This window comes from Moorena sp. SIO2C4, assembly GCF_010672485.1.
Classification (GTDB): Bacteria; Cyanobacteriota; Cyanobacteriia; order Cyanobacteriales; family Coleofasciculaceae; genus Moorena; species Moorena producens.
The window spans coordinates 1-23,085 of record NZ_JAAHGN010000012.1; the positions used below are offsets into that span (position 1 = coordinate 1).

15 protein-coding genes and 1 CRISPR repeat array are annotated in these 23,085 nt (G+C 44.4%); of the genes, 11 read left to right on the forward strand and 4 right to left on the reverse strand.

What is annotated here, in order from left to right:
• The first annotated feature begins 343 nt into the window (after window positions 1–343).
• Together F6K20_RS01680 and F6K20_RS01685 are read left to right on the forward strand one after the other, a co-directional pair.
• Window positions 344–3,169, forward strand: a complete 2,826-nt coding sequence (locus tag F6K20_RS01680; RefSeq protein WP_287293456.1) for a beta strand repeat-containing protein — start codon at window positions 344–346, stop codon at window positions 3,167–3,169.
• Between the two features lie 299 nt (window positions 3,170–3,468).
• Window positions 3,469–6,087 (forward strand): CHAT domain-containing protein, encoded by a 2,619-nt coding sequence (locus F6K20_RS01685; protein WP_287293458.1) that lies wholly within the window; start codon window positions 3,469–3,471, stop codon window positions 6,085–6,087.
• Window positions 6,088–6,199: 112 nt separating this feature from the next.
• On the opposite strand, the gene F6K20_RS01690 is transcribed toward F6K20_RS01685, so the two are convergent.
• Together F6K20_RS01690 and F6K20_RS01695 are read right to left on the reverse strand one after the other, a co-directional pair.
• Window positions 6,200–6,622 carry a type II toxin-antitoxin system VapC family toxin gene (locus tag F6K20_RS01690; protein WP_008190319.1) on the reverse strand — a complete coding sequence of 141 codons (423 nt, stop codon included), beginning with the start codon at window positions 6,620–6,622 and terminating at the stop codon, window positions 6,200–6,202.
• Window positions 6,622–6,867: a FitA-like ribbon-helix-helix domain-containing protein gene (locus F6K20_RS01695; protein WP_008190321.1), complete on the reverse strand. Its 246-nt coding sequence runs from the start codon at window positions 6,865–6,867 to the stop codon at window positions 6,622–6,624. The genes F6K20_RS01690 and F6K20_RS01695 overlap by 1 nt, the downstream gene beginning before the upstream one ends.
• 378 nt (window positions 6,868–7,245) lie before the next feature.
• Here F6K20_RS01695 and F6K20_RS01700 point away from each other — a divergent pair, with 378 nt between their 5' ends.
• The 3 genes from F6K20_RS01700 to F6K20_RS01710 all read left to right on the forward strand — a co-directional run bounded on the left by F6K20_RS01700 (window position 7,246) and on the right by F6K20_RS01710 (window position 8,662).
• Window positions 7,246–8,106, forward strand: coding sequence for an RNA-guided endonuclease InsQ/TnpB family protein (locus F6K20_RS01700; RefSeq protein WP_008190322.1), 861 nt, complete (start codon window positions 7,246–7,248; stop codon window positions 8,104–8,106).
• Entirely contained in the window at window positions 8,072–8,332 is a 261-nt protein-coding gene (locus F6K20_RS01705; protein WP_287293461.1) for a hypothetical protein, read from the forward strand. Before F6K20_RS01700 ends, F6K20_RS01705 begins: the two co-directional genes overlap by 35 nt.
• Window positions 8,333–8,527: 195 nt before the next feature.
• Window positions 8,528–8,662, forward strand: a complete 135-nt coding sequence (locus F6K20_RS01710; protein ID WP_287293463.1) for a hypothetical protein — start codon at window positions 8,528–8,530, stop codon at window positions 8,660–8,662.
• A 191-nt stretch (window positions 8,663–8,853) separates the two neighbouring features.
• A CRISPR array of direct repeats spans window positions 8,854–11,408; the repeat unit is 37 nt; unit sequence GTTACAATCTCCGTTAAGGAGATGAATTAATGGAAAC.
• A gap of 121 nt (window positions 11,409–11,529) precedes the next feature.
• On the opposite strand, the gene F6K20_RS01715 is transcribed toward F6K20_RS01710, so the two are convergent.
• On the reverse strand, window positions 11,530–12,450 hold the full coding sequence (locus tag F6K20_RS01715) for a hypothetical protein (protein WP_287293465.1): 921 nt from the start codon (window positions 12,448–12,450) through the stop codon (window positions 11,530–11,532).
• A gap of 48 nt (window positions 12,451–12,498) precedes the next feature.
• Between F6K20_RS01715 and F6K20_RS01720 the strand changes: the two genes are divergently transcribed.
• Complete coding sequence (locus tag F6K20_RS01720; RefSeq protein ID WP_287293467.1) at window positions 12,499–12,663, forward strand: hypothetical protein; 165 nt, start codon at window positions 12,499–12,501, stop codon at window positions 12,661–12,663.
• Here F6K20_RS01720 and F6K20_RS01725 read toward each other — a convergent pair.
• A complete protein-coding gene (locus tag F6K20_RS01725; RefSeq protein WP_287293470.1) occupies window positions 12,648–14,372 on the reverse strand; it encodes an ABC transporter ATP-binding protein in 1,725 nt (574 codons plus the stop codon). The two genes, F6K20_RS01720 and F6K20_RS01725, sit on opposite strands and share 16 nt — an antisense overlap.
• Before the next feature lie 15 nt (window positions 14,373–14,387).
• Here F6K20_RS01725 and F6K20_RS01730 point away from each other — a divergent pair, with 15 nt between their 5' ends.
• The 5 genes from F6K20_RS01730 (at window position 14,388) to F6K20_RS01750 (ending at window position 22,684) form a co-directional block, all read left to right on the forward strand.
• Entirely contained in the window at window positions 14,388–14,681 is a 294-nt protein-coding gene (locus F6K20_RS01730) for a hypothetical protein (RefSeq protein ID WP_229414750.1), read from the forward strand.
• 515 nt (window positions 14,682–15,196) lie between these two features.
• Window positions 15,197–16,135: a response regulator gene (locus tag F6K20_RS01735; protein ID WP_287293472.1), complete on the forward strand. Its 939-nt coding sequence runs from the start codon at window positions 15,197–15,199 to the stop codon at window positions 16,133–16,135.
• Window positions 16,136–16,372: 237 nt separating this feature from the next.
• The gene (locus F6K20_RS01740) at window positions 16,373–16,744 is read left to right on the forward strand and encodes a response regulator transcription factor (protein ID WP_008188420.1); all 372 of its coding nucleotides are present in this window, start codon (window positions 16,373–16,375) and stop codon (window positions 16,742–16,744) included.
• A 31-nt stretch (window positions 16,745–16,775) separates the two neighbouring features.
• Window positions 16,776–17,336, forward strand: coding sequence for a chemotaxis protein CheW (locus F6K20_RS01745; protein ID WP_008188418.1), 561 nt, complete (start codon window positions 16,776–16,778; stop codon window positions 17,334–17,336).
• Window positions 17,337–17,386: 50 nt separating this feature from the next.
• Window positions 17,387–22,684, forward strand: a complete 5,298-nt coding sequence (locus tag F6K20_RS01750) for a GAF domain-containing protein (RefSeq protein ID WP_287293474.1) — start codon at window positions 17,387–17,389, stop codon at window positions 22,682–22,684.
• Window positions 22,685–23,085: the final 401 nt, after the last annotated feature.

Genomic DNA, 23,085 nt, shown 5'->3' on the forward strand with positions numbered 1-23,085 from the left:
CACCCGCTCTAACTGTTTGTAGTTCTCTAAGACTCGACCAGTTCCCAAAACAACACAGCTGAGGGGATCAGCTACCACATGGGTTACAAGCCCGATTCCCCATTCCCGATTCCCGATTCCCGATTCCCCATTCCCGATTCCCTGCTCCCTGCTACCTGTTATTGTAAATTTTCAGTAAAGTCTTTGTAAAGAATTTGTAAATTAATCCAACTGCAATATATTTCCTGGAATAATCAGCTTGTAGGGTGGGCAAAAACAGTTTGATTGTTTTAAGTACTCACGAAATCATAACTTTGCCCACCCTACTGAAATAATCAGAAAACTCGATAGCTGATTGATTAAAATGAAACCTCCGATTTCCCGACTGGTGCCAGCAACTAGCGTTTTGCTGTATTCTCTAGTGGCTGCAACTACGGCATTAGGGCAAATCACCCCAGATAATACCCTAGGGAATGAAAGCTCTGTGGTAACCCCCAATGTGACTGTTAACGGTGCCCTGGCAGATTTAATTGAAGGTGGCGCGATTAGAGACAGTAATCTTTTCCACAGCTTCTCAGATTTTAATGTGGCGGAGTTCGGGCGAGTTTATTTTGCTAATCCAGGGGGAATTGATAACATCTTAAGTCGGGTAACTGGAGGTAATGTTTCCAATATTTTGGGGACTCTGGGAGTATTGGGAAATGCTAACTTATTTTTGATAAATCCCAACGGTATTTTCTTTGGTCCTAATAGCAGACTGGATGTGGGAGGTTCATTTTTTGGAAGTACTGCTGATAGTGTGTTGTTTGACAATAGTTTTAAATTCAGCGCCACCAACCCAGATGCTCCACCTCTGTTAACGATTAAGGGGCCTCTTGGTTTGCAATATGGTTCTAATCCAGGGACTATTACTAATCAGTTGAGTTTCTTACGGGTACCAGATGGTCAAACCTTAGGGCTGATTGGTGGTGATGTGAATATTCCTGGTGGCTTTAATATTGCATTGGATGGACGGATTGAGCTGGGGAGTGTTGGTTCTAATGGTGTGGTGAAATTGATACCAACGGATAGTACTTTTAGGTTGGATTATTCAGGAGTTGAACAATTTCAGGATATTAGTTTGTCGGAGGGGGCATTAGTTGATACTAGTGGCATTGGTGGTGGCAGTATCCAGGTGCAGGGGAGTAATGTTAGTTTACGCGATCGCTCTTTTGTGTTTGCGGATACCAGAGGAAGTGGCAGTGGTGGTGGGATAGAGGTTGGAGCTTCACAATTGAGTCTTGAGGGTGGTTCTAGGATAACTGCGGATGTAACTGGCTCAGGACAAGGTGGAGATGTGAGTATTACCACTGGAGAGTTAATTGTTTCTGATGGAGCATTTGTTTCAGCTAGCACTTTTGGTGAAGGGGATAGCGGAGATTTGACTTTGAATGTCTCCTCTACTGTTAAAGTGATTGGTATCTCAGCCGATGAGACGTTTCCCAGTGGCTTGTTTGCTGAAACTTTTGGGTCAGGAAATGCGCAAAATTTGAGTATTACCACTGGAGAGTTAATTGTCTCTGATGGAGCATTTGTTTCAGCTAGCACAATCGGTGAAGGGGACAGCGGAACTTTGACTGTGAATGCCGACTCGACTCAACTGATTGGTACCTCAGCTGATGGTCGGTTTGCCAGCGGTTTGTTTACTCGAACTCTAGGGATAGGAAATGGGGGAGAGTTGAAGATTACCACTGGGAAGTTAATCGTCTCTGATGGAGCACTTGTTTCAGCTAGCACTTTCGGTGAAGGGGACGGGGCAGATTTGACGGTGGATGCCTCCTCCGTTCAACTGATTGGTAGCTCAGCCAATGGTCGGTTTTTCAGCGGCTTGTTTACTCAAACTTTTGGGAGAGGAAATGGGGGAGAGTTGAAGATTACCACTGGGGAGTTAATCGTCTCTGATGGAGCATTTGTTTCAGCTAGGACTCTTGGTGAAGGGAACGGGGGAAATTTGACAGTGGATGCTTCTTCTAAGATTCAACTGATTGGTACCTCAGCTGATGCTCGGTTTATCAGCGGCTTGTTTACTCAAACTGAAGGGACAAAAAATGCGGGAGATTTGAAGATTGCCACTGGGGAGTTAATCGTCTCTGATGGAGCAGCTGTTTCAGCTAGGACTCTTGGTGAAGGGGACGGGGGAAATTTGACTGTAGATGCTTCTTCTAAGATTCAACTGATTGGTACCTCAGCTGATGGTCGGTCTCGCAGCGGCTTATTTATTCAAGCTAATCGGGAAGCAACAGGAAATGCCGGAGATTTGTTGAATATTACCACTGACAAGTTAATAATCTCTGATGGAGCAGAAGTTAGCGCTAGAAGCATTAACAAGGATAGTTCAGCAGGCACGGTAGATATTAATGCCAACTCCATCTTCCTTGACAACAATGGCAGGATCACAGCAGAAACAGCAGGAGGAGACGACAGCAATATTAAACTCTTTTCCCGTGACATCCGACTCCTCAACGAAAGCAAAATTATAACTGAAGCTCAGAATACAACCACTGGGGGAAAGATAGAAATTAAGACTGATACCTTAGTCGGTCTGGGAGATAGTGACATCATTGCCGATGCTGACCAAGGCTCAGGAGGTCGTGTTGAAATTAACGCCAAAGGCATCTTTGGCTTAGAGTTTCGCGACCGTCTCACTCCAGACAATGACATTACTTCCACCTCCGAACGTGGCTCATCCTTCAACGGTGAGGTAATCCTCAACATCTCCCAGGTAGACCCCACTTCAGGCTTAAACGAATTGCCAGGAATCCTGGTGGATGCAGAAGCGATCCTGGCCAATGACCTTTGTGGCTTTGAGAACAATCGGATTGCTGGCGGCAGTTCCTTTACCATTATCGGAAAAGGCGGTTTACCACCGACTCCAGAGGATCCAGTGATTAATGCCCACAGAACAGTCAGGTGGAGAACTCGTCCTAGGTTAGCCAGCAACAGACAACCATTACAAGCCCAAGCATCCGTTAGACCCCGTCAAGACAAAAAAGTGATTATCGAAGCCCAAGGCTGGGTAATAGCAAAGGATGGCACGATTATTCTGACGGCGCAACCATTTCAGGGGACTCCTGTGGAGCAGATATTGCCCAATCTTGATTGTCATTCGGGAAGGGGGAATAGGGAACAGGGAACAGGGAATAGGGAATAGGGAGTAGGGAGTAGGGAAGAGTAATATATAGCAATTCTCTTTCCCATGAGGTACAAAGGGATCCCCCTAAATCCCCCTTAAAAAGGGGGACTTTGAGATTGATAAGTGTACCTCCTACATGCAATAAAACCTATATAATTTTTATTTAAGTTGTGAACATACTCTCTTAAAGAAAGGCAAGAGGCAAGAGTTAATAAACTATTATTATAGTACTATTCCCGATTCTAAATTCTAAATTCTAAATTCTAAATTCTAAATTTTAAATTCTAAATTCTAAATTCTAAATTCCCTTAATTATTATGAAAAAACTATCATTTATAATTGCTATCGCATTAACCTGCTTCCTACCATCCGGGAAAGCCTTATCAAATTCTGTTGTCATCACACCCAATTCCCGATTCCCGATTCCCGATTCCCGATTCCCGATTCCCGATTCCCGATTCCCGATTCCCGATTCCCGATTCCCGATTCCCGATTCCCTAGACCAACAAGCCCAACACCTCTATGAAACAGGTCAATACCAAGAAGCTATCCCATTGTTGGAGCAACTTATTACTAACTACAGCAACAGTGGCGACCTTATTGGTGAAATTAACGCCTTAGTAAATCTAGCTTTAGTTTATCAAACCTTGGGAGACCTAGACCAAGCTAAACAAACAATATCCCAGAGTTTTAGCCAAATATCAAAACTTGATAATACCAAAGAACGTCAACAATTAAGAGCCCAAACTTTAGAAGTCCAAGGACAAATATACTTATCTCTAGGTCAGGGGTCAAAAGCCTTATCAATTTGGCAGGAAACTAGTGCTATCTATCAAGATATCGGAGATTTAACTAGATTAACAGAAAGTCAGATTTACCAAGTCCAAGCCTTGCGAGTATTAGGATTATATCATCAAGCCACTAAAACCTTAACTCAAATCCAGGAAACTCTCGAAAACCAACCCGATAGCGCCCTGAAAATTACCGCCCTCCAATACCTAGGTGATGTGCTGCGCCGAGTAGGAAAATTCAAAGAGTCTAAAGCAATTTTACAACAAAGTTTAGCGATAGCGGAAAACTTACGAGATCAGACCTTGATTGCTGATAATCTGATCAGTTTGGGCAATACCGCTAGATTAAAAGGAGACACAGCAGACGCTTTAGAGTTCTATCAACGGGTTGTGGAGGAATCTCCCTTAGCTGATATGAAAATTCAAGGGCAATTAAATCAACTGAGTATAGTGATAGCTCAACAAGAGTGGTCACAAGCCAGAGAATTATTGCCTGCTATCGACAATAGTTTAACTAAATTATCTCCCAGTAAAGCTGCAATTTATGCTAGAATTAATCTAGCTAAAACCCTATTAAAACCGACAACATCACAACTCACATCTCCCAAAGATATTGCTACTTATCTCGCTGATGCTATTAAGCTAGCTAGGAATTTAGGAGATAAACGAGCGGAAGCGGAAGCGATCGGTAACTTGGGGACTTTATACGAATACAATCAACGTCTTGATGAAGCGGAAGACTTAACCGAAAAAGCGTTACTAATTTCTCAAGAAATCCAGGCTCCGGATTTAGCTTATCAATGGCAATGGCAACTGGGGAGAATTCTGAATCTAAAACAGGATAAATTGGACGCGATTGACCAAAGGTCACGCTACGCGATCGCGGCCTATGCTCAATCCGTGCAAACCCTCCAATCTATCCGTAGCGACCTAGTCGCGATTAGTAGCGATATTCAATTTGGGTTTCGAGAGAGTGTTGAACCAGTCTACCGAGAATTAGTAGGACTACTGCTGGAACCGAATGCATCTCAAGAAAACCTCAAACAAGCACGAGATGTAATTGAATCCCTACAACTAGCAGAACTAGACAACTTCTTTCGGGATGCTTGTCTAGATGCTAAACCTGTTAATCTCGACGAAATAGACCCCAACGCCGCTATATTCTATACCATTATCTTGCCAGACCGCCTGGAAGTAATTGTCACTTTGCCCGGACAACCCCTGCGCCAGATTACTACTAACTTACCTCAACCAGAAATAGAACAACAACTGGCTTCGGTAAACATCAATATTATTAATTCTTGGCGAGGTCTGAGAAAGGACAACTTACAAACAATACACGACTGGTTAATCGGTCCGGTTGAAGTCGAATTAGCCAACAGTAACATCCGCACCCTAGTATTTATTCCCGATGGGGGTCTGCGCGATCTTCCCATGTCGGTGCTTTATGACGGGGAACGCTATTCCATCGAGAAATACAGTATTGCGGTAGCACCTAGTTTACAACTAATCGACCCTAAAGCCAATGTCAGACAAAACGTTTCAGTTCTAACTGCTGGAGTTAGCGAAACTCGTCCCCATCGTCCCAATTTAGGAGCACTTCCTGGGGTGAAAGTCGAATTAGAGAATATCAAGGGTCAAATTCCTTCATTGATTTTACTCAATGAGTCCTTTACTGAATCCAACTTCAATACAGTAGTTAATAGCTCTGGTTACGAAATTGTTCATCTCGCCACTCATGGTCAAGTTAGTTCAGTAGCGGAAGAAACCTTTCTGCTGACCTGGGATGACGTGATCAATCTCAATGAGTTAAATACTCTGATCTCAGCGGATCAAAAGCAAGAAAATCCGATTGAATTACTCGTCCTCAGTGCTTGTACGACCGCCGTGGGAGACTCCCGAGCAGCGTTGGGATTAGCTGGTATCGCCGTGCGTGGGGGGGCACGCAGTACCATTGCCAGTCTCTGGACTGCGGACGATCTTGCTACTACAGAGTTAATGACTCGGTTCTATCAGAGGTTAGCCACAGGCCAGGTTACCAAGGCTGAAGCTTTGCGACAAGCTCAACTGGAGCTGTTGCAGAGCGAGGCATTTAATCACCCCATTTACTGGTCGGCTTTTATTTTGCTGGGAAATTGGTTGTGAAAAGTAGGGAGTAGGGGGTAGGGAGTAGGGAGTAGGGTGCGTTAATAACGCACCAAGCCAAGGATAAAGATGCTCTGGGGTGATATCTTTACAACAAGAAGGACAAGTCAACTTAGTAATTACCCAAGTAGTCAATGAATGGTAAATTCCCACTAACTGCATTATACAAGCGCAGATCTGCCGTGATGAACTTAGCTGCCATTGCCTCTGCTAAGGCTAGATAGAGGGCATCATAGACAGTCCGGTCAAAAACTGCTCCCAAACTATAGGCTCTGGGTAAAATAGATTCTGTCTCTACTGTTGGCAGAGATAGTGCTAGTAGGTGGGCAATGAGACTATTTCCCTCTTGCTCAGTAATCAAACCCACTCTTTGTCTTTTCCAGATGATATTTCCGACTTCTGCTAGGATCAGTTGTGGCGCAATCAAATCTACTCTGGATAACTCCCAATGTTTACGGACAGCCAGAGCCTGTTTGGTTAATGGCTCCACAAACAACCACTTAGCAACAACGCTACTATCAATCACCAACAGCATTAACGGCTCCGGTCCTGATTAATTTGCTCCACTGAATCAGGCATGACACCGACTCGGGTAAAGATTGTTTCTCTAGTGCGATCAATTGCTTCGAGAACCTGTGTTGAAGGTCGCTGGGAGAGTCCCACAGACCGCTCCAATAACACCAGAATCTGTTGATTCACAGAACGGCGTTCTCGGGCAGCCATTGCTTTGATTTTTTGGTAAAGCTCTTCAGGAATATCTCGTAGACTTAAATTGGTCATGGTTTTCCCTAATGTTTACACTATCATGATAGCATAGTAGTAGAAAACCAACCCATGGGAGTGGGATGCTCTTTCAGAGCCACTACGCGATCGCGCTCATCGTCTAACCTACGTTATAAGCATCCCGAAAGCCGAAAACCCCGTGTCTTTAGACCGGGTTAGAATTTACCGCAAGAATAGTGGAGCCAATGAGCGTCGGCAGGTTATGAGTAAAAGTTTGAAGGTTTTTGTAATAAGGCGACCCTATTCTAAGGTTTCGTCTCCGGGATGAAGGCTCGCAGTGGCAAAGCGCCACCCTTCAAGAAATATAGCAAAAATACTTTTCAAATTGCGCTAGGGCTGCTAGCATAATAATATACCAGAAGAGGTCGAATTCTGATGATTATACTTGAGTTTAAGGCATACGGAAACAAGTCACAGTATCAATCAATAGACGAAGCTATCCGAACTATGAAGTTCGTAAGAAATAGCTGCCTCCGCCTATGGATGGATAATAAAGGGTTGAACAAATACGACCTCAATAAATATTGCAAAACCTTGGCTAAAAATTTCCCGTTTGCCAATGAATTAAACTCAACGGCCAGACAGGCTGCGGCTGAGAGAGCATGGTCATCAATATCTCGTTTCTTTGATAACTGCAAAAAGAAAGTTCCTGGGAAAAAGGGTTTTCCTAATTTTCAGAAAAATTGCCGATCAGTTGAGTACAAGCAATCAGGGTGGAAGATATCCCCTGATCAGAAATCTATAACCTTCACTGACAAGAAGGGAATTGGAAAGCTTAAACTTAAAGGTACGTGGGACTTGTGGCGCTTTGATAAGAAGCAAATCAAACGAGTTCGCATAGTAAAAAGAGCTGATGGCTATTATGTTCAGTTCTGTGTTTCTGTCGAAGTAAAGGAACAATTAGTCCCTGCTGACGCGACTGTCGGTCTAGATGTAGGGCTAAAAGACTTTTACACTGATTCCAGAGGAAAAACTGAACCAAATCCCCGCTTTTACAGAACTGGGGAGAAAAGATTAAAATTTTACCAACGTCGGGTTTCCCGAAAAAAGAAAGGCTCAACCAATCGTAGAAAAGCGGTTAATAGGCTAGGTAGGCAACACCTTAAAATAAGTAGGCAACGTGAAGAACATGCCAAGAGACTGGTTAGAAGTTACCGCAAGAAGAGTGCAGCCTTTATAGTTGGTAGGCTATGCATCAAAGGTGGCAGGTTTTGTTGTAAGGCTGCACTCTTCTAAGGTTTCAAGGGAGCAGGGTCCAGGGAGCAGGGACCAGGGAGCAGGGAGAAGGGATCACGAACCCTGTACCACGCTCCATGGAACACGTAGCTGTGAGCTTGGAGCAGTTACCGATTACCGATTACCGATTACCGATTCCCGATTCCCGATTCTCGATTCCCGATTCCCGATTCCCGATTCCCGATTCCCGATTCCCGATTCCCGATTCCCGATTCCCTATAGCTGAAACACTTCTAGGGTTTATCCTAATAATGGGTTGCTCTAATTGTCTATAATGGTAGTGCGAATGAGGAATTATGGCGCTACGCGCAATGGCATTGGCAAGAGGCAAGAGGCAAAAGTTGACTACAACAGGTTTTGCTGCTTGTATCAATTTCCTAACTTTAATAGGTAGTGCTATAGTATAATGTCAGGATAATTCTTGCCATTTTCCGGTTCTGACGATTCCCGACTCCCGATTACCGATTCCCGAGCCAAATGTAAAAAACCTACCCCTGTGAGCCCATCTCACCACTGTCTTGGCGAGAATAGGTTGCTATGGAAGGTTACTGATTAGTCGATGATGGATGAAAGGTAGGCGGGATGGGGATTTGAGGGGCATGGCTGGTAGAAAGTGCTCTCGCAGTATACAGGGTGAGGCTTTGAGGGATTTTGATGTTGACAAGGGGGGGACTTGAGGGGGAAAATGAATTGGTTCTCGCAATTGTACCTGGGAAACTTTGGTATACAAGGTTTTTGAGGGTCGGAGTTACAATCTCCGTTAAGGAGATGAATTAATGGAAACCGTGGATCCAGTATGGTAGCCTCTGGCGGACAACCGTTACAATCTCCGTTAAGGAGATGAATTAATGGAAACTACAGGTTCCTGTCGGTACCAGTCGGATCTGGTCGTTTGTTACAATCTCCGTTAAGGAGATGAATTAATGGAAACTTTGCAACAGAAAGGTACATCTGCCCTCTGTCTATAGTTACAATCTCCGTTAAGGAGATGAATTAATGGAAACCTACGGAGAAGATAGAAAAAATGCAATAGGCTAAGTTACAATCTCCGTTAAGGAGATGAATTAATGGAAACCTGATAATATGCTCTCAAAAACAATTGTATTAGGAGTTACAATCTCCGTTAAGGAGATGAATTAATGGAAACCATCTAGTGAGCCGCTCACTGAGCCAACTAGTGAGGTTACAATCTCCGTTAAGGAGATGAATTAATGGAAACCCCGTCATCTGTAGGGATTACTGCCAATGCTACATTGGGTTACAATCTCCGTTAAGGAGATGAATTAATGGAAACGATGTACTACAAGTAAGTAATGCCCACAGCCTCCAGTTACAATCTCCGTTAAGGAGATGAATTAATGGAAACTCCTTGACCATCGATACAGTGAAGATGAACCAAAAGTTACAATCTCCGTTAAGGAGATGAATTAATGGAAACTTCATGGTCTTTCATATACTTTTGGTAGCTTGCACGTTAGTTACAATCTCCGTTAAGGAGATGAATTAATGGAAACAGCAGTGAGTTTACGATTTGATTTTTTATGAATGGTTACAATCTCCGTTAAGGAGATGAATTAATGGAAACTATCCAGTACGTTATCCAAAAAGCAGGATAGGCAAGTTACAATCTCCGTTAAGGAGATGAATTAATGGAAACAACTAAGTAAACTCCCAACAAACCCAGCGGTAGCCTCTCTACCGTTACAATCTCCGTTAAGGAGATGAATTAATGGAAACTCCCACTTTAAGCTGACGTAGTTCGCAAGCCCGACGTTACAATCTCCGTTAAGGAGATGAATTAATGGAAACAGCTCAATGGTTAAGTTACCAAGTTGGCGGAACCGTAAGTTACAATCTCCGTTAAGGAGATGAATTAATGGAAACTTGAAGTGACTATCACTAACTAAAACTTCAATTAGATCTGTTACAATCTCCGTTAAGGAGATGAATTAATGGAAACGGCAAACTGACCCTTACCCACCCCAGCCTCCCCAAGAATCAGGAGGTTACAATCTCCGTTAAGGAGATGAATTAATGGAAACGTCGGTGTGATATGCTAGGTTATACTGTAGCGCCCGTTACAATCTCCGTTAAGGAGATGAATTAATGGAAACCCTTAGCTTCGTTGCGCAAGTAGTCTTCTACTCTTAGATCGTTACAATCTCCGTTAAGGAGATGAATTAATGGAAACGGTTGTACCACAGCATTGTTACCAGCACCACTAGTCGTTACAATCTCCGTTAAGGAGATGAATTAATGGAAACCGAAGGTCTGGATTAAACCTGCCATCATTTAATAGTGTTACAATCTCCGTTAAGGAGATGAATTAATGGAAACAGCAAATCCAGCATTTTAACTGTTTGCTTCATAGAGTTACAATCTCCGTTAAGGAGATGAATTAATGGAAACTGGATCGTAATCAGCATTGTTAGCCTTACCCTCTAAGTTACAATCTCCGTTAAGGAGATGAATTAATGGAAACAGGATATTGGCGTAGGAGGATAGTAGCTATTTATGGTTACAATCTCCGTTAAGGAGATGAATTAATGGAAACTATTTTAGCTGTCACCATTCACAATGCCCTTCAAGTTACAATCTCCGTTAAGGAGATGAATTAATGGAAACGGTTATTCCATCGCATGGTGACAAGACAGTAGTCAAAACTAGTTACAATCTCCGTTAAGGAGATGAATTAATGGAAACAGAGGCTCTCCGAAGGCTGGATTAAACCAGTTTTACCAGTTACAATCTCCGTTAAGGAGATGAATTAATGGAAACTCATAGAATTTGATTCGGGCTATTGGTCCGACGGCTTCGTTACAATCTCCGTTAAGGAGATGAATTAATGGAAACGGCGATCGATCATCTGATATCACTTCATACTGATACTGTTACAATCTCCGTTAAGGAGATGAATTAATGGAAACTGGGGGTATGCAGAAAGTTAGGGGTAGTTGGAACTTCCCGCAGGTTACAATCTCCGTTAAGGAGATGAATTAATGGAAACGCACCCAGCAGCAGCCATCCCCTAACATTGACATTTCTGTTACAATCTCCGTTAAGGAGATGAATTAATGGAAACTGATCGTGTAGGTCTGAGATTCGTCGAAAATCGCAAGTTACAATCTCCGTTAAGGAGATGAATTAATGGAAACTGTAACAGCAACATCGCCTGCACGCTCAATTGTGAGGTTACAATCTCCGTTAAAGAGATACATTAATGAAAACTAAGTCAGATTGTCCCAATTGGGATGCGATCGCTTTTGTTACCATCTCCCTCAACCAGATAAATTAATCGAAACAAAAATAACCCCCAGTTAAGGATAAAACCCTTGACTGGGGGTGTATTGAACAAGATTAATTTTCAGCTTGAAATACCAACCTCTCCTCGTTTTTGCAATTGGTTGGAGGTGAAAATTCCAATTACTCTAAACAGTCTGTCATTAGCTTCTTGATCACAAAATCCTGAACATCAGAATAGATATAATAACGACCGTTAAGATCCACAAAAGAAGTCTCAGGCTTATGTAAAAGTTGACAAGTTAGGCGATTAATAGTCATGATTTCCTCTAGAATTTGGTCGCTTTCACAAGCCACCAGAGCATTTTTAATGCCTGCTTTACGGTCTTTATCCAGTATCTCAGACATTCTTGCTTTTGAGACTCCCTTGGCACTGTGAATCATATAATTTCTTTTTTCGACCCAATAGTCAAGCTTCTTAAATGATTGAAAAATAGTCTGCCAAAGTTCTATCTTCTTGGAGTCTCCTCGAAACTGAATCAGGGCATCTACGAAGTTACGCTGCTTGAACCGATTATTCAATTTATAATCACGGTCTCCTTTTTGTTTAGCTTTCCAGCACTTAAGCTCTTCAGTGTTATAAGTTTCTTTAGTTATCAAATAATCAACAAGTTCTTCGTCTATTTTATCTCTATTTAAAACCCAGTTATTCGGTTTGTTTTTATTAAAATAATTTTCACCTAGTTCTCCCATCAGCTTATGTAATGTTTCTTCACAGAAAGAAGTCATCCGCGATAAGAAATTGGCAATCAGATTTAATTCCCAGTAAATTCGGCATTGGGTATATAAGTTTAACCATTTATAATATTTGTCTTTAATCTCTGCCAGTACTCCCAGATTATGCTTTTGCTTTGGTTTAATCAGCTTTTGTGCCCCAGAGATATCCAAGTTAAAACAGTATAGGCCAATTTCCATAGCCTTAATCACTAATTCGATATCACTTTTGTTGTCAGACACAGCCTCTACCTCAATTCCTTGGGTAATCAAAGAGTCTAAGGTTTCTAACCAGTCCTTTAGAATCTGGATAAAATTGCTATAATTCATGATTGATTATTTCAAGAGTAATGACTAGATATAAATCCTAAATAAATTGTGACAATTATTGTCTACTATTCCCGATTCCCGATTCCCGATTCCCGATTCCCGATTCCCGATTCCCGATTCCCGATTCCCGATTCCCGATTCCCGATTCCCGATTCCCGATTCCGCTGTTCCCTGTTCCCTTTACTAGAGCAATTAAATCAATTAAATTGCTGAGCATAAAACCGAGCATAACGACCACCTTTTTCTAACAGTACTTCATGGTTTCCCGATTCAACAATTCGTCCTTGTTCTACTACCAGAATCCGATCAGCACGGCGCACTGTTGCTAATCGGTGAGCAATAATAAAAACAGTGCGGTCTTTCATAATCCGTTCTAAGGCTTCTTGTACTAAGGCTTCTGATTCTGAGTCTAAAGCGGAGGTAGCTTCATCGAGAATCAAGATTCTAGGATCGAGCAGTACCGCTCGTGCGATCGCAATCCGTTGTCGTTGCCCTCCCGATAAATTAATTCCCCTCTCCCCTACCCAAGTGTGATATCCTTGGGATAGTTTAATAATGAATTGGTGAGCATTGGCAATCTTAGCCGCTTCCTGAACAGCTTTAAAGTCAGGTTTTAATTGACCAAAGGCAATATTCTGAGCAATAGTACCTGAAAAGAGAGTGGTATCCTGGGGAACAATGCCAATCTGACGCCGTAGACTATTGAGGGTAATATCTTGAATATTGATCCCATCAATCAGGATTTCCCCAGATTGTGGATCATAGAAGCGGGGCAGGAGATTAACCAAAGTAGTTTTACCAGCACCCGAAGCGCCGACTAATGAGATCGCATCTCCCGGAGCAATTTCTAAATTCAAATTTCTCAGTACAGGCTCACCAGGTTGATAAGCAAAGCTGACATTACAGTATTCCACCCTACCCGTCGCTGGGGGTAAAACTATAGCGCTTGGCTTTTCCATTACCGTTGGCTCAAGGGCAAATAGTTCAAAGATGCGGTCTATGGATGCTTCTCCCTGTTTGAACTCATTATAGTTTTGGGTTAAGATGTTGATCGGATCAATCAACATGGCAACACCGATACCGTAGCTTACAAACTTGGAAGCCGTGAGGTTACCCTCAGCAATTTGCCATGCTCCCAACAATAATAGTAATAAGAAGCACAACGCTTCTAGAAAACCAACTATGGGAAACTGAATTGCTCTGAGGCGTTCAGCAGCATACTTGGCTTTGCGGTTGTTTTCCGCTTCTTGGCTAAATTTTTCGAGGGTATGGTCTTCTGCGGCAAAAGCTTGGATTAATCGAATCCCGCTAAACACTTCCGTCAGCATTGCGGACAAATCCGATATCCGATTTTGGCTGCGATGGGAGAATTTCCGGATCTGTTCCCCAAACCAACCAATCAACAAGCCCATCAATGGTGCAATAATTACTATGGCTAAGGTCAGTTCTGGATTAATATAGATGACAGCAGTTAGTACTACAATCAGTTGCAAGACACAAGGAATAAAATCACGAACAATTTTGTAAATCACCTCCCCAATCCGATCGAGATCTTCGGTGAGTCGGTAGGTAAGGTCACCAGTTCTAGCAGCTTCAAAGTAACCAATACTGAGGCGCTGCAAATGGTTAAAAACGTTTTGGCGTAAATGGAGGGCAATCTGTAGTGAAGCTTTTGCTGATAGGGTATATAAACAGTACTGCGCTATTTTCTGGGTCAGAAATACAACAGCAGCTAACCCAGCTAGCTGAAGACTCCTGACCAGTTTTCCCTGTCCGACCACAGCAAAAAAGGGCTCAGATAGCCAAAGGAGTAGGGGCCAGCAGACGGTGAATACTAATGTACAAACCAATGTCTGAGCCAGAGTTAAGCGTTGGGAACGAAGGTAAGGTCGCAGTTGCCAGTAACTAGAGTGAGGTTTCAAGTGTCAATCGGGAGAATGATGGCTTCTGTTTTAACCTATCACTTACGGTTAGCTGATGGTGACAAGCACCCCATTGGCCTGAGATGGTTCAAACCATGGCTCAAACAGTTGGGAATGAAAAACCTTAGTTGGTGGGCATTGGTGGCTAGGCTTCGTTGGAAGTGGTTTGGGATTTGCCCAGCAATGCCCACCCTACAGACTTCCCAAAATGCGATTGACCGTTCGCGCAGCGTCGGGCAAAGCCCGTGCATGTCACGCTTCGCGATTGGCCGTAGGCCACGCTTCGCGAACGCACTACGTTCTCTGTGACCATGACCATTATTGTGATATGCTGATCATTGGTTGGTATTCAAAGTCAGAACTACTGTGGCCTTAAAAATAATAATTTTATCTGTCTTCGAGCTTCAAGCCCCAAAAAGCATTTCACTCTCAGGTAACTCAGGATGTGATTAAACCACTGCACAAGACCATAGAAGCATTTAACACCAGATAATATGGATTTCCCAGGTTTAATAAATTTGGGCGTTATCAATCATTTTTATTGCCCCAGTTCAAGACCAGTCCCATTCAAGGCAATCCGATTACGCAAAAGTTGATTGGGCTAGTTAACATAACTTGGAATAGCTCTATTCCCTTTGGTTTCAAAATAAAGCGATGCAGAGGTGCGACCCGTGGCGAATTTCATTCTTAATGCGGAAAACGCACCATTACGGTCTTGGGGGTTCCCCCCACTCGCTATTGCCGTGGTTTCCCCNTAGCCGGTGTATTGGGATTACCCATCTCTAGCAGAACTAGTCAGACAGGGGAAAGTACCGCTAAAACAGATGAGGTCGGTTGTTGTTGGCAACTGTACAGAAATAGTTTTCGATATCATCCAACGGCAGGAACAACTCCGCTGTGGTTCATCAGAGCAACTAACTTACAGGCAGATTCCTCAAGACACTATTGATTCAACCTCTGATTCAACGTCTGATTTAACCTTTGATTCAAAGTTGGTAGTAATTCGAGCTGATCAGATTTGGCAACAGGCAAGCCTTGCTTGGGAGCCTTGGCAACAGGCTGGTTTGGTAAATATTTCCCCTTCTTTGGCTCCGGTGATCTGGGATGCTGACAAATTGCGACAGCAGACCTCATTACTTGCCTACCACAATCTAACTACCTTGGTGGATGGCGATCGCACTTTGAGGGATTTAGCTCTCAAGTTGAAACAGAATCTTTTGGCTCTGGCCCAATCAATCATGCCCTACATCCGAGATCAGGTGATGGGTCTGATCGAGGTTGGGGACTGGCGCTGTGATACTCACTTTACTAAAGCCACTAACCCAATGCCAGAAAATGCTCGAAGGTTTGGAGGACCAGTAATGACATTACCAGCTAGTCCCTTGGTAGTTTATATCGAAGACAGCCACATCGATCGGCTGACCATGAGTCAAATTCTTGCCAATGCTGGCTATCGATTTATCAATGTTCAAGACCCCATCAAAGCCTTGCCGACCTTGCTAAAGTGCAAACCACAGCTGATCTTCTTGGATTTGGTCATGCCAGTTTTAAACGGGTATGAAGTCTGTGCACAAATTCGTCGGGTTTCGGTGTTTCAAGACACGCCAGTGATTATGGTCACCAGTAATGACGGAATTGTAGACCGAGTGCGGGCAAAGATGGTCGGTTCTACAGACTTTTTAGCAAAGCCTATTACTCGGTCAAAGGTATTGACAATTCTACAAAGGTATCTCGGGGTTAGTCGTAATATCCTGTCCGGTTGACTACTTACTTTAATACTTTAGCAAAGTGAACAGGGAGTAGGGAGTAGGGAACTTTCGATAAAAAATTATCACAATTAATTGAGTATACCTATTAAAGTACTAATTATTAATTTTTTTTATGGTAAATTAAAAAAATTGCAAATCAGGGCAAATATATTATAATATAAATAATATTTACTAGTTATAATATATAAAAAAAAAATAACATACTCAATACTTTTATATTCAAAATAAATTATGACTACAGTCCTTTTGGTTGAAGATAGCTTGACAGAAAATGAGATGCTAAGTGGTTACCTCAGAGAAGCTGGTCTCAAGGTAGTTAGTGTCACAAGTAGTGAGGATGCCCAGATCAAACTCCAGTCCCAGAAACCAGATGTGGTGATTGTTGATGTTATTTTGCCAGGACAAAGCGGGTTTGAACTGTGCCGGGAACTCAAGACTAATTCCAACACCCAAACCATCCCAGTGGTGATTTGCTCAACTAAAGGAACTGATGCCGACAAACTCTGGGGTTCGATGCTGGGAGCTGATGCCTATTTACCTAAACCGATAAACCAACAAGAACTAATACAAACAATCCAGCAATTGTTAGGCATTAGGTCTTAGGTATTAGGTCTTAGGTCTTAGGTATTAGATAATGTTGAACTCCCTTGACCCAGTGGTAACACAAACCAATCTTGACCTACTGAATTTAGATCCACTAACCCCAGAAACCCGAGTGCGGTTGCTGCGTTTTCCTCTTGGCTTTGAGGATAGTATTCTGTTGCCCCTAGAGCAGATTACAGAAATTATCAGGGTGAATCTGCCGGACGTTCTGCTGGTGCCGGAAATGCCCAGTTGCATTTTGGGAATTGGTAATTGGCGCTCAGAAATGCTCTGGTTGGTAGACCTAAACCAGCTGCTTGGCTATCCACCTTTGTCGGAGCAAGGGCAAGTTTCCCTATCTCCTGTGGCAATAGTGGTTCAGGTCAATGACCAGTCTGTGGGTTTGGTGGTGTCGCAAGTAAATGATATTGAGTTACATGAATTGGAGCAACTCCAGCCACCGGCTTCTGGCTTATTTCCTCCTAGGTTACTGCCTTTTGTCCTGGGGTACCTACCTGGGAATGGCGGTGCAGTCTTGGATGTCACGGCTATTACTCAGTGTCCCCTATGGCAGACACATCAAGCAGGGGAGTCTTGGGGAGGGGAGTCTTGAGGTTTTTCGACTTAGCCTCCTCCGAGATCTGGCAATTGATCAGGGCAATTATGACGAGTTTTGATCAACCAAATCAATCCCATCAAACCAATTATGACTGGTTGGCAAGCTCGTCACTAACTCTGCCCATTGAACAGTCGATTGGCAGGGTTACTACCGACTCGATTGCCTCTGAGATGCCATCATGGTCGGAAATTTTACCATTACCAGATGTTGAACAAACCGAAACTATAACTATGCCACAATTTGAGAAATTTGATCAATCTGAGGAAATACTCAGTTCTAAGTCCCAACTTAATCAATCATCGAGTAATGGCAATGGCAAGGGGACACCTACCGGGGTGAAGTTCCACCTAGCCGTGGATATTGAGCAACACTGCAAGGGTGAGCGGCAGTGGTTATTCCACCTGGCCACTCAGATGCGCAAAGCAGAAACTAGTGATGCCCTGTTGAGAACCACAGTGACTGAGGTTAGTCAGGGTTTACGGGTAGACCGAGCCTTGATTTTTCGCTTCCAGTCCGAGAATCTGGGTACAGTGCTAGTTGAGTCGATGGTGGGTGGCTATACTCCCAGTCAGGGGGAGTACCTACCAGTGATTGCTTTTGGGGCAGAGAATCCCTCAGCCTACGAGGAACAGGAAGTTGTAGCCCTTAATGATATTAATGACCGGGCTCTGAGTCCGTTTCAACTCCAACTGCTAGAACGATTCCAGGTCAAAGCCAGCTTAAGTCTACCGATTTTGATCGATGGGCAATTGTGGGGCTTACTGGTGGTGCAGCAATGTTCTGGTTCCCGGGAATGGCAGGAAGCTGACATTAGTCTGCTCTACCAAGTTGTTACTGAACTGAGGCTAAGTCTACAGCCAGTGGAATCTTTTACCCGACGGCGAGAGCAGGTGAAGCAGGAAAAGGTCTTGGCTCAAATCTTGGCCACAATTCCACCGTCTTCTGATCCCAATATTGCCCATGGCAACATTTGTCAAGAAGTGCGCCTATTTTTCAAGGCTGATCGGGTAGTGGTTTATCGCTTCAATCCTGACTGGAGTGGTGAATTTGTGGCTGAGTCGGTTGCAGAGGGTTGGGTGAGCCTGCTCCAAGACCAAAAGCAAAATCCTAACCTGACATCACCAGATCTATTGTCCTCTAAGCGCTGTACGGTCAAGCAAATCGGATCCGTTGCCAGCCCCAATACCGATACCTATTTAAAGCAGACACAAGGGGGCAGCTATTTCAAAAGTCAGCAGGTACAGCGAGTTGACGACATCTATGCCGCTGGTTTTTCACAGTGCTACATTGAAACCTTAGAAAAATACCAGACCAATGCTTATATTATAGCCCCAATCTTTGATGGTGAACACCTCTGGGGCTTATTTGCCGTTTACCAAAACTCTCGCCCTCGGCGCTGGCTTGATAGTGACGTGGTGCTGCTGTCACTACTCAGTGACCGTCTCAGTAGTATTCTCAAGCAATTGGACATGGCAGCCCAGCTACAGGAGAAATCGGAGCAACTGGATATTGCTGTTGAGGGGGAAAAAATAGCCAGTCGGTTGCTTGATAAGATACTTAAGAGTTCCGACTTGAACAATGTTTTCCAAACTGCTACTAAAGAAATCCGGCAGCAGCTGAAGTGCGATCGCGTGGCTGTGTATCGCTTCAATCCTGACTGGAGTGGTGAGTTTGTGGCTGAGGATGTGGCACACGGTTGGATACCGTTAGTTGAACCGAGTATTAAAAAAGTCTGGCGCGATACCTATTTGGAGGACACCGAAGGCGGTCGGTATCGCAATAATGAAACCTTAGCCGTTGATGACATTTACTTGGTTAATTACGATCAGTGTCACATTGACCTGTTAGAGCAATTTCAGGCTAAAGCTTATGTGATTGTACCGATTCTGCAAGGGAAAACCCTGTGGGGTTTACTCGCAGCTTACCAGAACAATGGCCCTCGTCACTGGCAGAAAATGGAGGTGGGTATACTAGCTCAGATGGGCCGACAATTTGGGGTTGGCCTCCAGCAAACGGAGTATCTTGAGCAACTGCGAGCAAAATCCAGCCAACTGCTATTGGCTGCAGACCTAGAAAAATCAGCAGTCAAAATAATCAACAAGATCCGGCAATCTCGGAAACTGGATACCATTTTCAAGACCACAACCATAGAAATCCGTAAGCTCCTGATGGCTGACCGGGTGGGTCTGTTTCGCTTTGACCCTGACTCCGATTTTAATGATGGAAAGTTGGTGTCGGAAGATGTGGTCAATGGCTACGATAGGATGCTGGGTAAGAAGATTCACGACCATTGCTTTAGTCAAAAGTATTCCCGCCACTATGTCGAAGGGCGAGTACACGCAGTTGCTGATATCTACAATGGGGACCTGAGCGATTGCTACATTGAGCTGCTGGCTCAGTTTCAAGTCCGGGCTAACCTGGTGGTGCCATTGCGTAAAGGAACTGAACTCTGGGGATTTTTATGCATTCACCAATGCAGTAAGCCCCGTCAATGGCAGGAGTATGAGATTGATTTTGCCAAGCAGATTGCCCTACACTTTGAAGTTGCCCTACAACAAACAGAGTACCTGGCCCAAGTAGAGGCAAAATCTACCCAGGTAGCTAAAATCGCACGGATGGAGCGAGCGGTAGTTGGAATCATCAACAAGATCCGTCAGTCTCGAAACCTGGATACCATTTTCAAGACAACCGCTATCGAAATTCGCAAGCTTCTTCAGGTTGACCGGGTGGGTGTATTTCGGTTTTACCCTAACTCTGGCTTTGATGATGGGGAATTGGTATCTGAGGATGTGGCATCAGGCTACGATGCCATGCTAGGAACCAAAGTTACCGACCACTGCTTTGGTGAACAGTATGCCCCTCACTATACCGAAGGACGTGTGCAAGCGGTTGCTGATGTCTACAATGCCGGACTGAGCGATTGCCATATTGAGCTGCTGGCTCAGTTCCAAGTCCGGGCTAATCTGGTTGTGCCCCTACTTCAAGGACCTGATTTGTGGGGATTGTTGTGCATTAACCAATGCAGTCAGCCCCGTCAATGGCAGGAGTATGAGATTGATTTTGCCAAGCAGATTGCCCTGCACTTTGGGGTAGCCCTACAGCAATTGAGCTACCTGAATCAAGTAGAAGCCAAATCCCACCAGCTTGGCCAAGCTGCTGTGCGGGAGCGAGTAGTAGCAAGCCTTAGCAACCATTTGTCCCAGTCTGTAGATGTTTACAGTGTCTTCCAGAGCATTACCAAAGAGTTGCGGCAAGTGTTGGGAGCTGACCGGGTAGTGATCTATCGCTTCAACTCCGACTGGAGTGGTGAGTTTGTGGCGGAATCCGTTGCCCCTGGCTGGCTTTCCCTAATCACTGAACAAGAAAGAGACGACCGCCTGAAGGTGGATACAACGGCTTCTGAGCGCTGCACAGTTACAGTCCTGAGTGTTAATTCTCTGTCTAATGTTGATACCTGCTTGCAAGAAACCCAGGGTGGGGACTTCGCCCGAGGTGACCGCTTCAAGCAGGTTGATGACATCTATGCCATTGGTTTCTCTCCTTGCTACATCAACACTCTGGAACAATACCAAGCCAGGGCATATCTGATTATGCCGATTTTCCAAGGTGAAAAGCTCTGGGGGCTGCTGGCGGCTTACCAAAATACGGGACCCCGTCAGTGGCAAGATACTGATGTCACCCTCATGCTCCAGATTAGTAATTCCCTGGGATTAGCCTTGCAGCGATCCCATTACCTAGATCAGTTGCGAGCCCAATCTAGCCAACTCACCAAAGCGGCTTTTATTGCTCAGGGGGTAACCAAAATAGTCGGTAAGCTATTCCAGTCTCGGGAGGTAACTAAAATCTATGGTATCACAACCCAAGAAGTCCGGCAGTTGCTCAAATGCGATCGCGTAGCCCTCTATCAATTCAATCCTGATTGGACTGGTGAGTTTGTGGCTGAGGCAGTTGCCACCGGTTGGTTACCATGGGTGGGAGCGGATATCCAAGCCTTCTGGCCCGATACTTATCTACAAGACACCCAGGGAGGTCGGTATCGCAATCGTGAAAGCGTGGCAGTTGATGACATTTACACCTTTGGTTATTCTGACGGTTACCTGGAAACCTTGGAGCAATATGAGGTTAAGGCTTATATGCTGGCACCAATTTTTCTAGAAGGAACCTTATGGGGTTTACTGGCTACCTACCAAAATACTGGTGCTCGTAACTGGCAAGAGTTTGAACTCAACGCCCTGGCTCAGATTGGGGTGCAAGTGGGGGCAGCCCTGCAACAGGCTGAGTATCTGGCACAAATCCAGAACCAGTCCCAGCAGCTGACCAATGCCGCACAACGGGAGAAAGCCGACAAAGAAGCGGTACAGCGGGAGGTAATGCAGTTGCTCTCAGCAGTGCGGCCAGCTCTAGAAGGAGACCTCACTGTCCGAGCTCCGGTAACCAACAATGAAGTAGGTACCATTGCTGATGCCTACAACAACACCTTACAAAGCCTGCGCCGGATCGTGACTCAAGTCCAGCAAGCCTCCAGGAAAGTTGCCCAAACGTCTGTTGACAGGGAATCCTCCATTGCTTTGCTCACAGCCCAAGCCCAGCAACAATTTATGGCTCTCGGTGAAGTCTTAGAGCACATCCAGACCATGGTTAATTCTACAGAAGCTGTAGGTCAGAGTGCTCAACAGGTAGAAGTGGCAGTCCAAACCGCTAACCAAACCCTCCAAGCAGGGGATGCCGCCATGAACCGTACCGTAGATGGAATTCTGGAAATCCGGGAGACAGTGGCAGAAACCAGCAAACGGCTCAAGCGCCTGAGCGAATCCTCCCAGAAGGTTTCGAGGGTAGTGAACCTGATTAGCAACTTTACTAATCAGACCCAATTGCTAGCGTTGAATGCAGCCATTGAAGCCACAAGAGCCGGTGAGTATGGACGGGGTTTTGTAGTTGTTGCCGATGAGGTGCGTTCTCTAGCCCGTCAGTCAGCGGAAGCCACCACTGAGATCGAGCAGTTGGTGCAGGAGATCCAGAAGAGTACTGCTGAGGTATCTACAGCCATGGATAAAGGTATTCAACAGGTTGCCCAAGGAACCGCAATGGTACAAGATACCCGTCTAACTCTCAATGCCATTGTTGAAGCCACCAGCCAAATCAGCCAGCTCGTAGACGGTATTACCCAAGCAACCCAGGTACAGACCGAAGAGTTCCAATCAGTGACCCAAACCATGACTGAGGTTGCAGGAATTGCCAACAAGACTTCTGAGGATGCCATAGAAATTTCTACCTCTTTCCAAGAACTCCTCGCCATGGCTCAGAATCTTCAAGCCAGTGCTGACCAGTTCAAGGTTGAGTAGTTATTTGCCTTGCTAAGATTAATTTTAGCAAGGCAAAAGGCAAAAGGCAAAAGGCAAAAGGCAAAAGGCAAAAATAGACTAGAATATATATTTTTGATTGGATTTTATGATGATAACTAACTTTTAAACAAAAACTTAGTTAATATTGGCAATTATTGTTTAAACAAAAACCAATTAAATAGAGGGTTTAATTAAAACACTAATCACTAATGATCCGAGCATTTTTTAGTCTAATCCGGTAGAGATATTTTGTTTTATACCGATTCCCGATTCCCGATTCCCGATTCCCGATTCCCGATTCCCGATTCCCGATTCCCGATTCCCGATTCCCGATTCCCGATTCCCGATTCCCTATTCCCGATTCCCGATTCCCGATTCCCGATTCCCGCTTCCCGATTCCC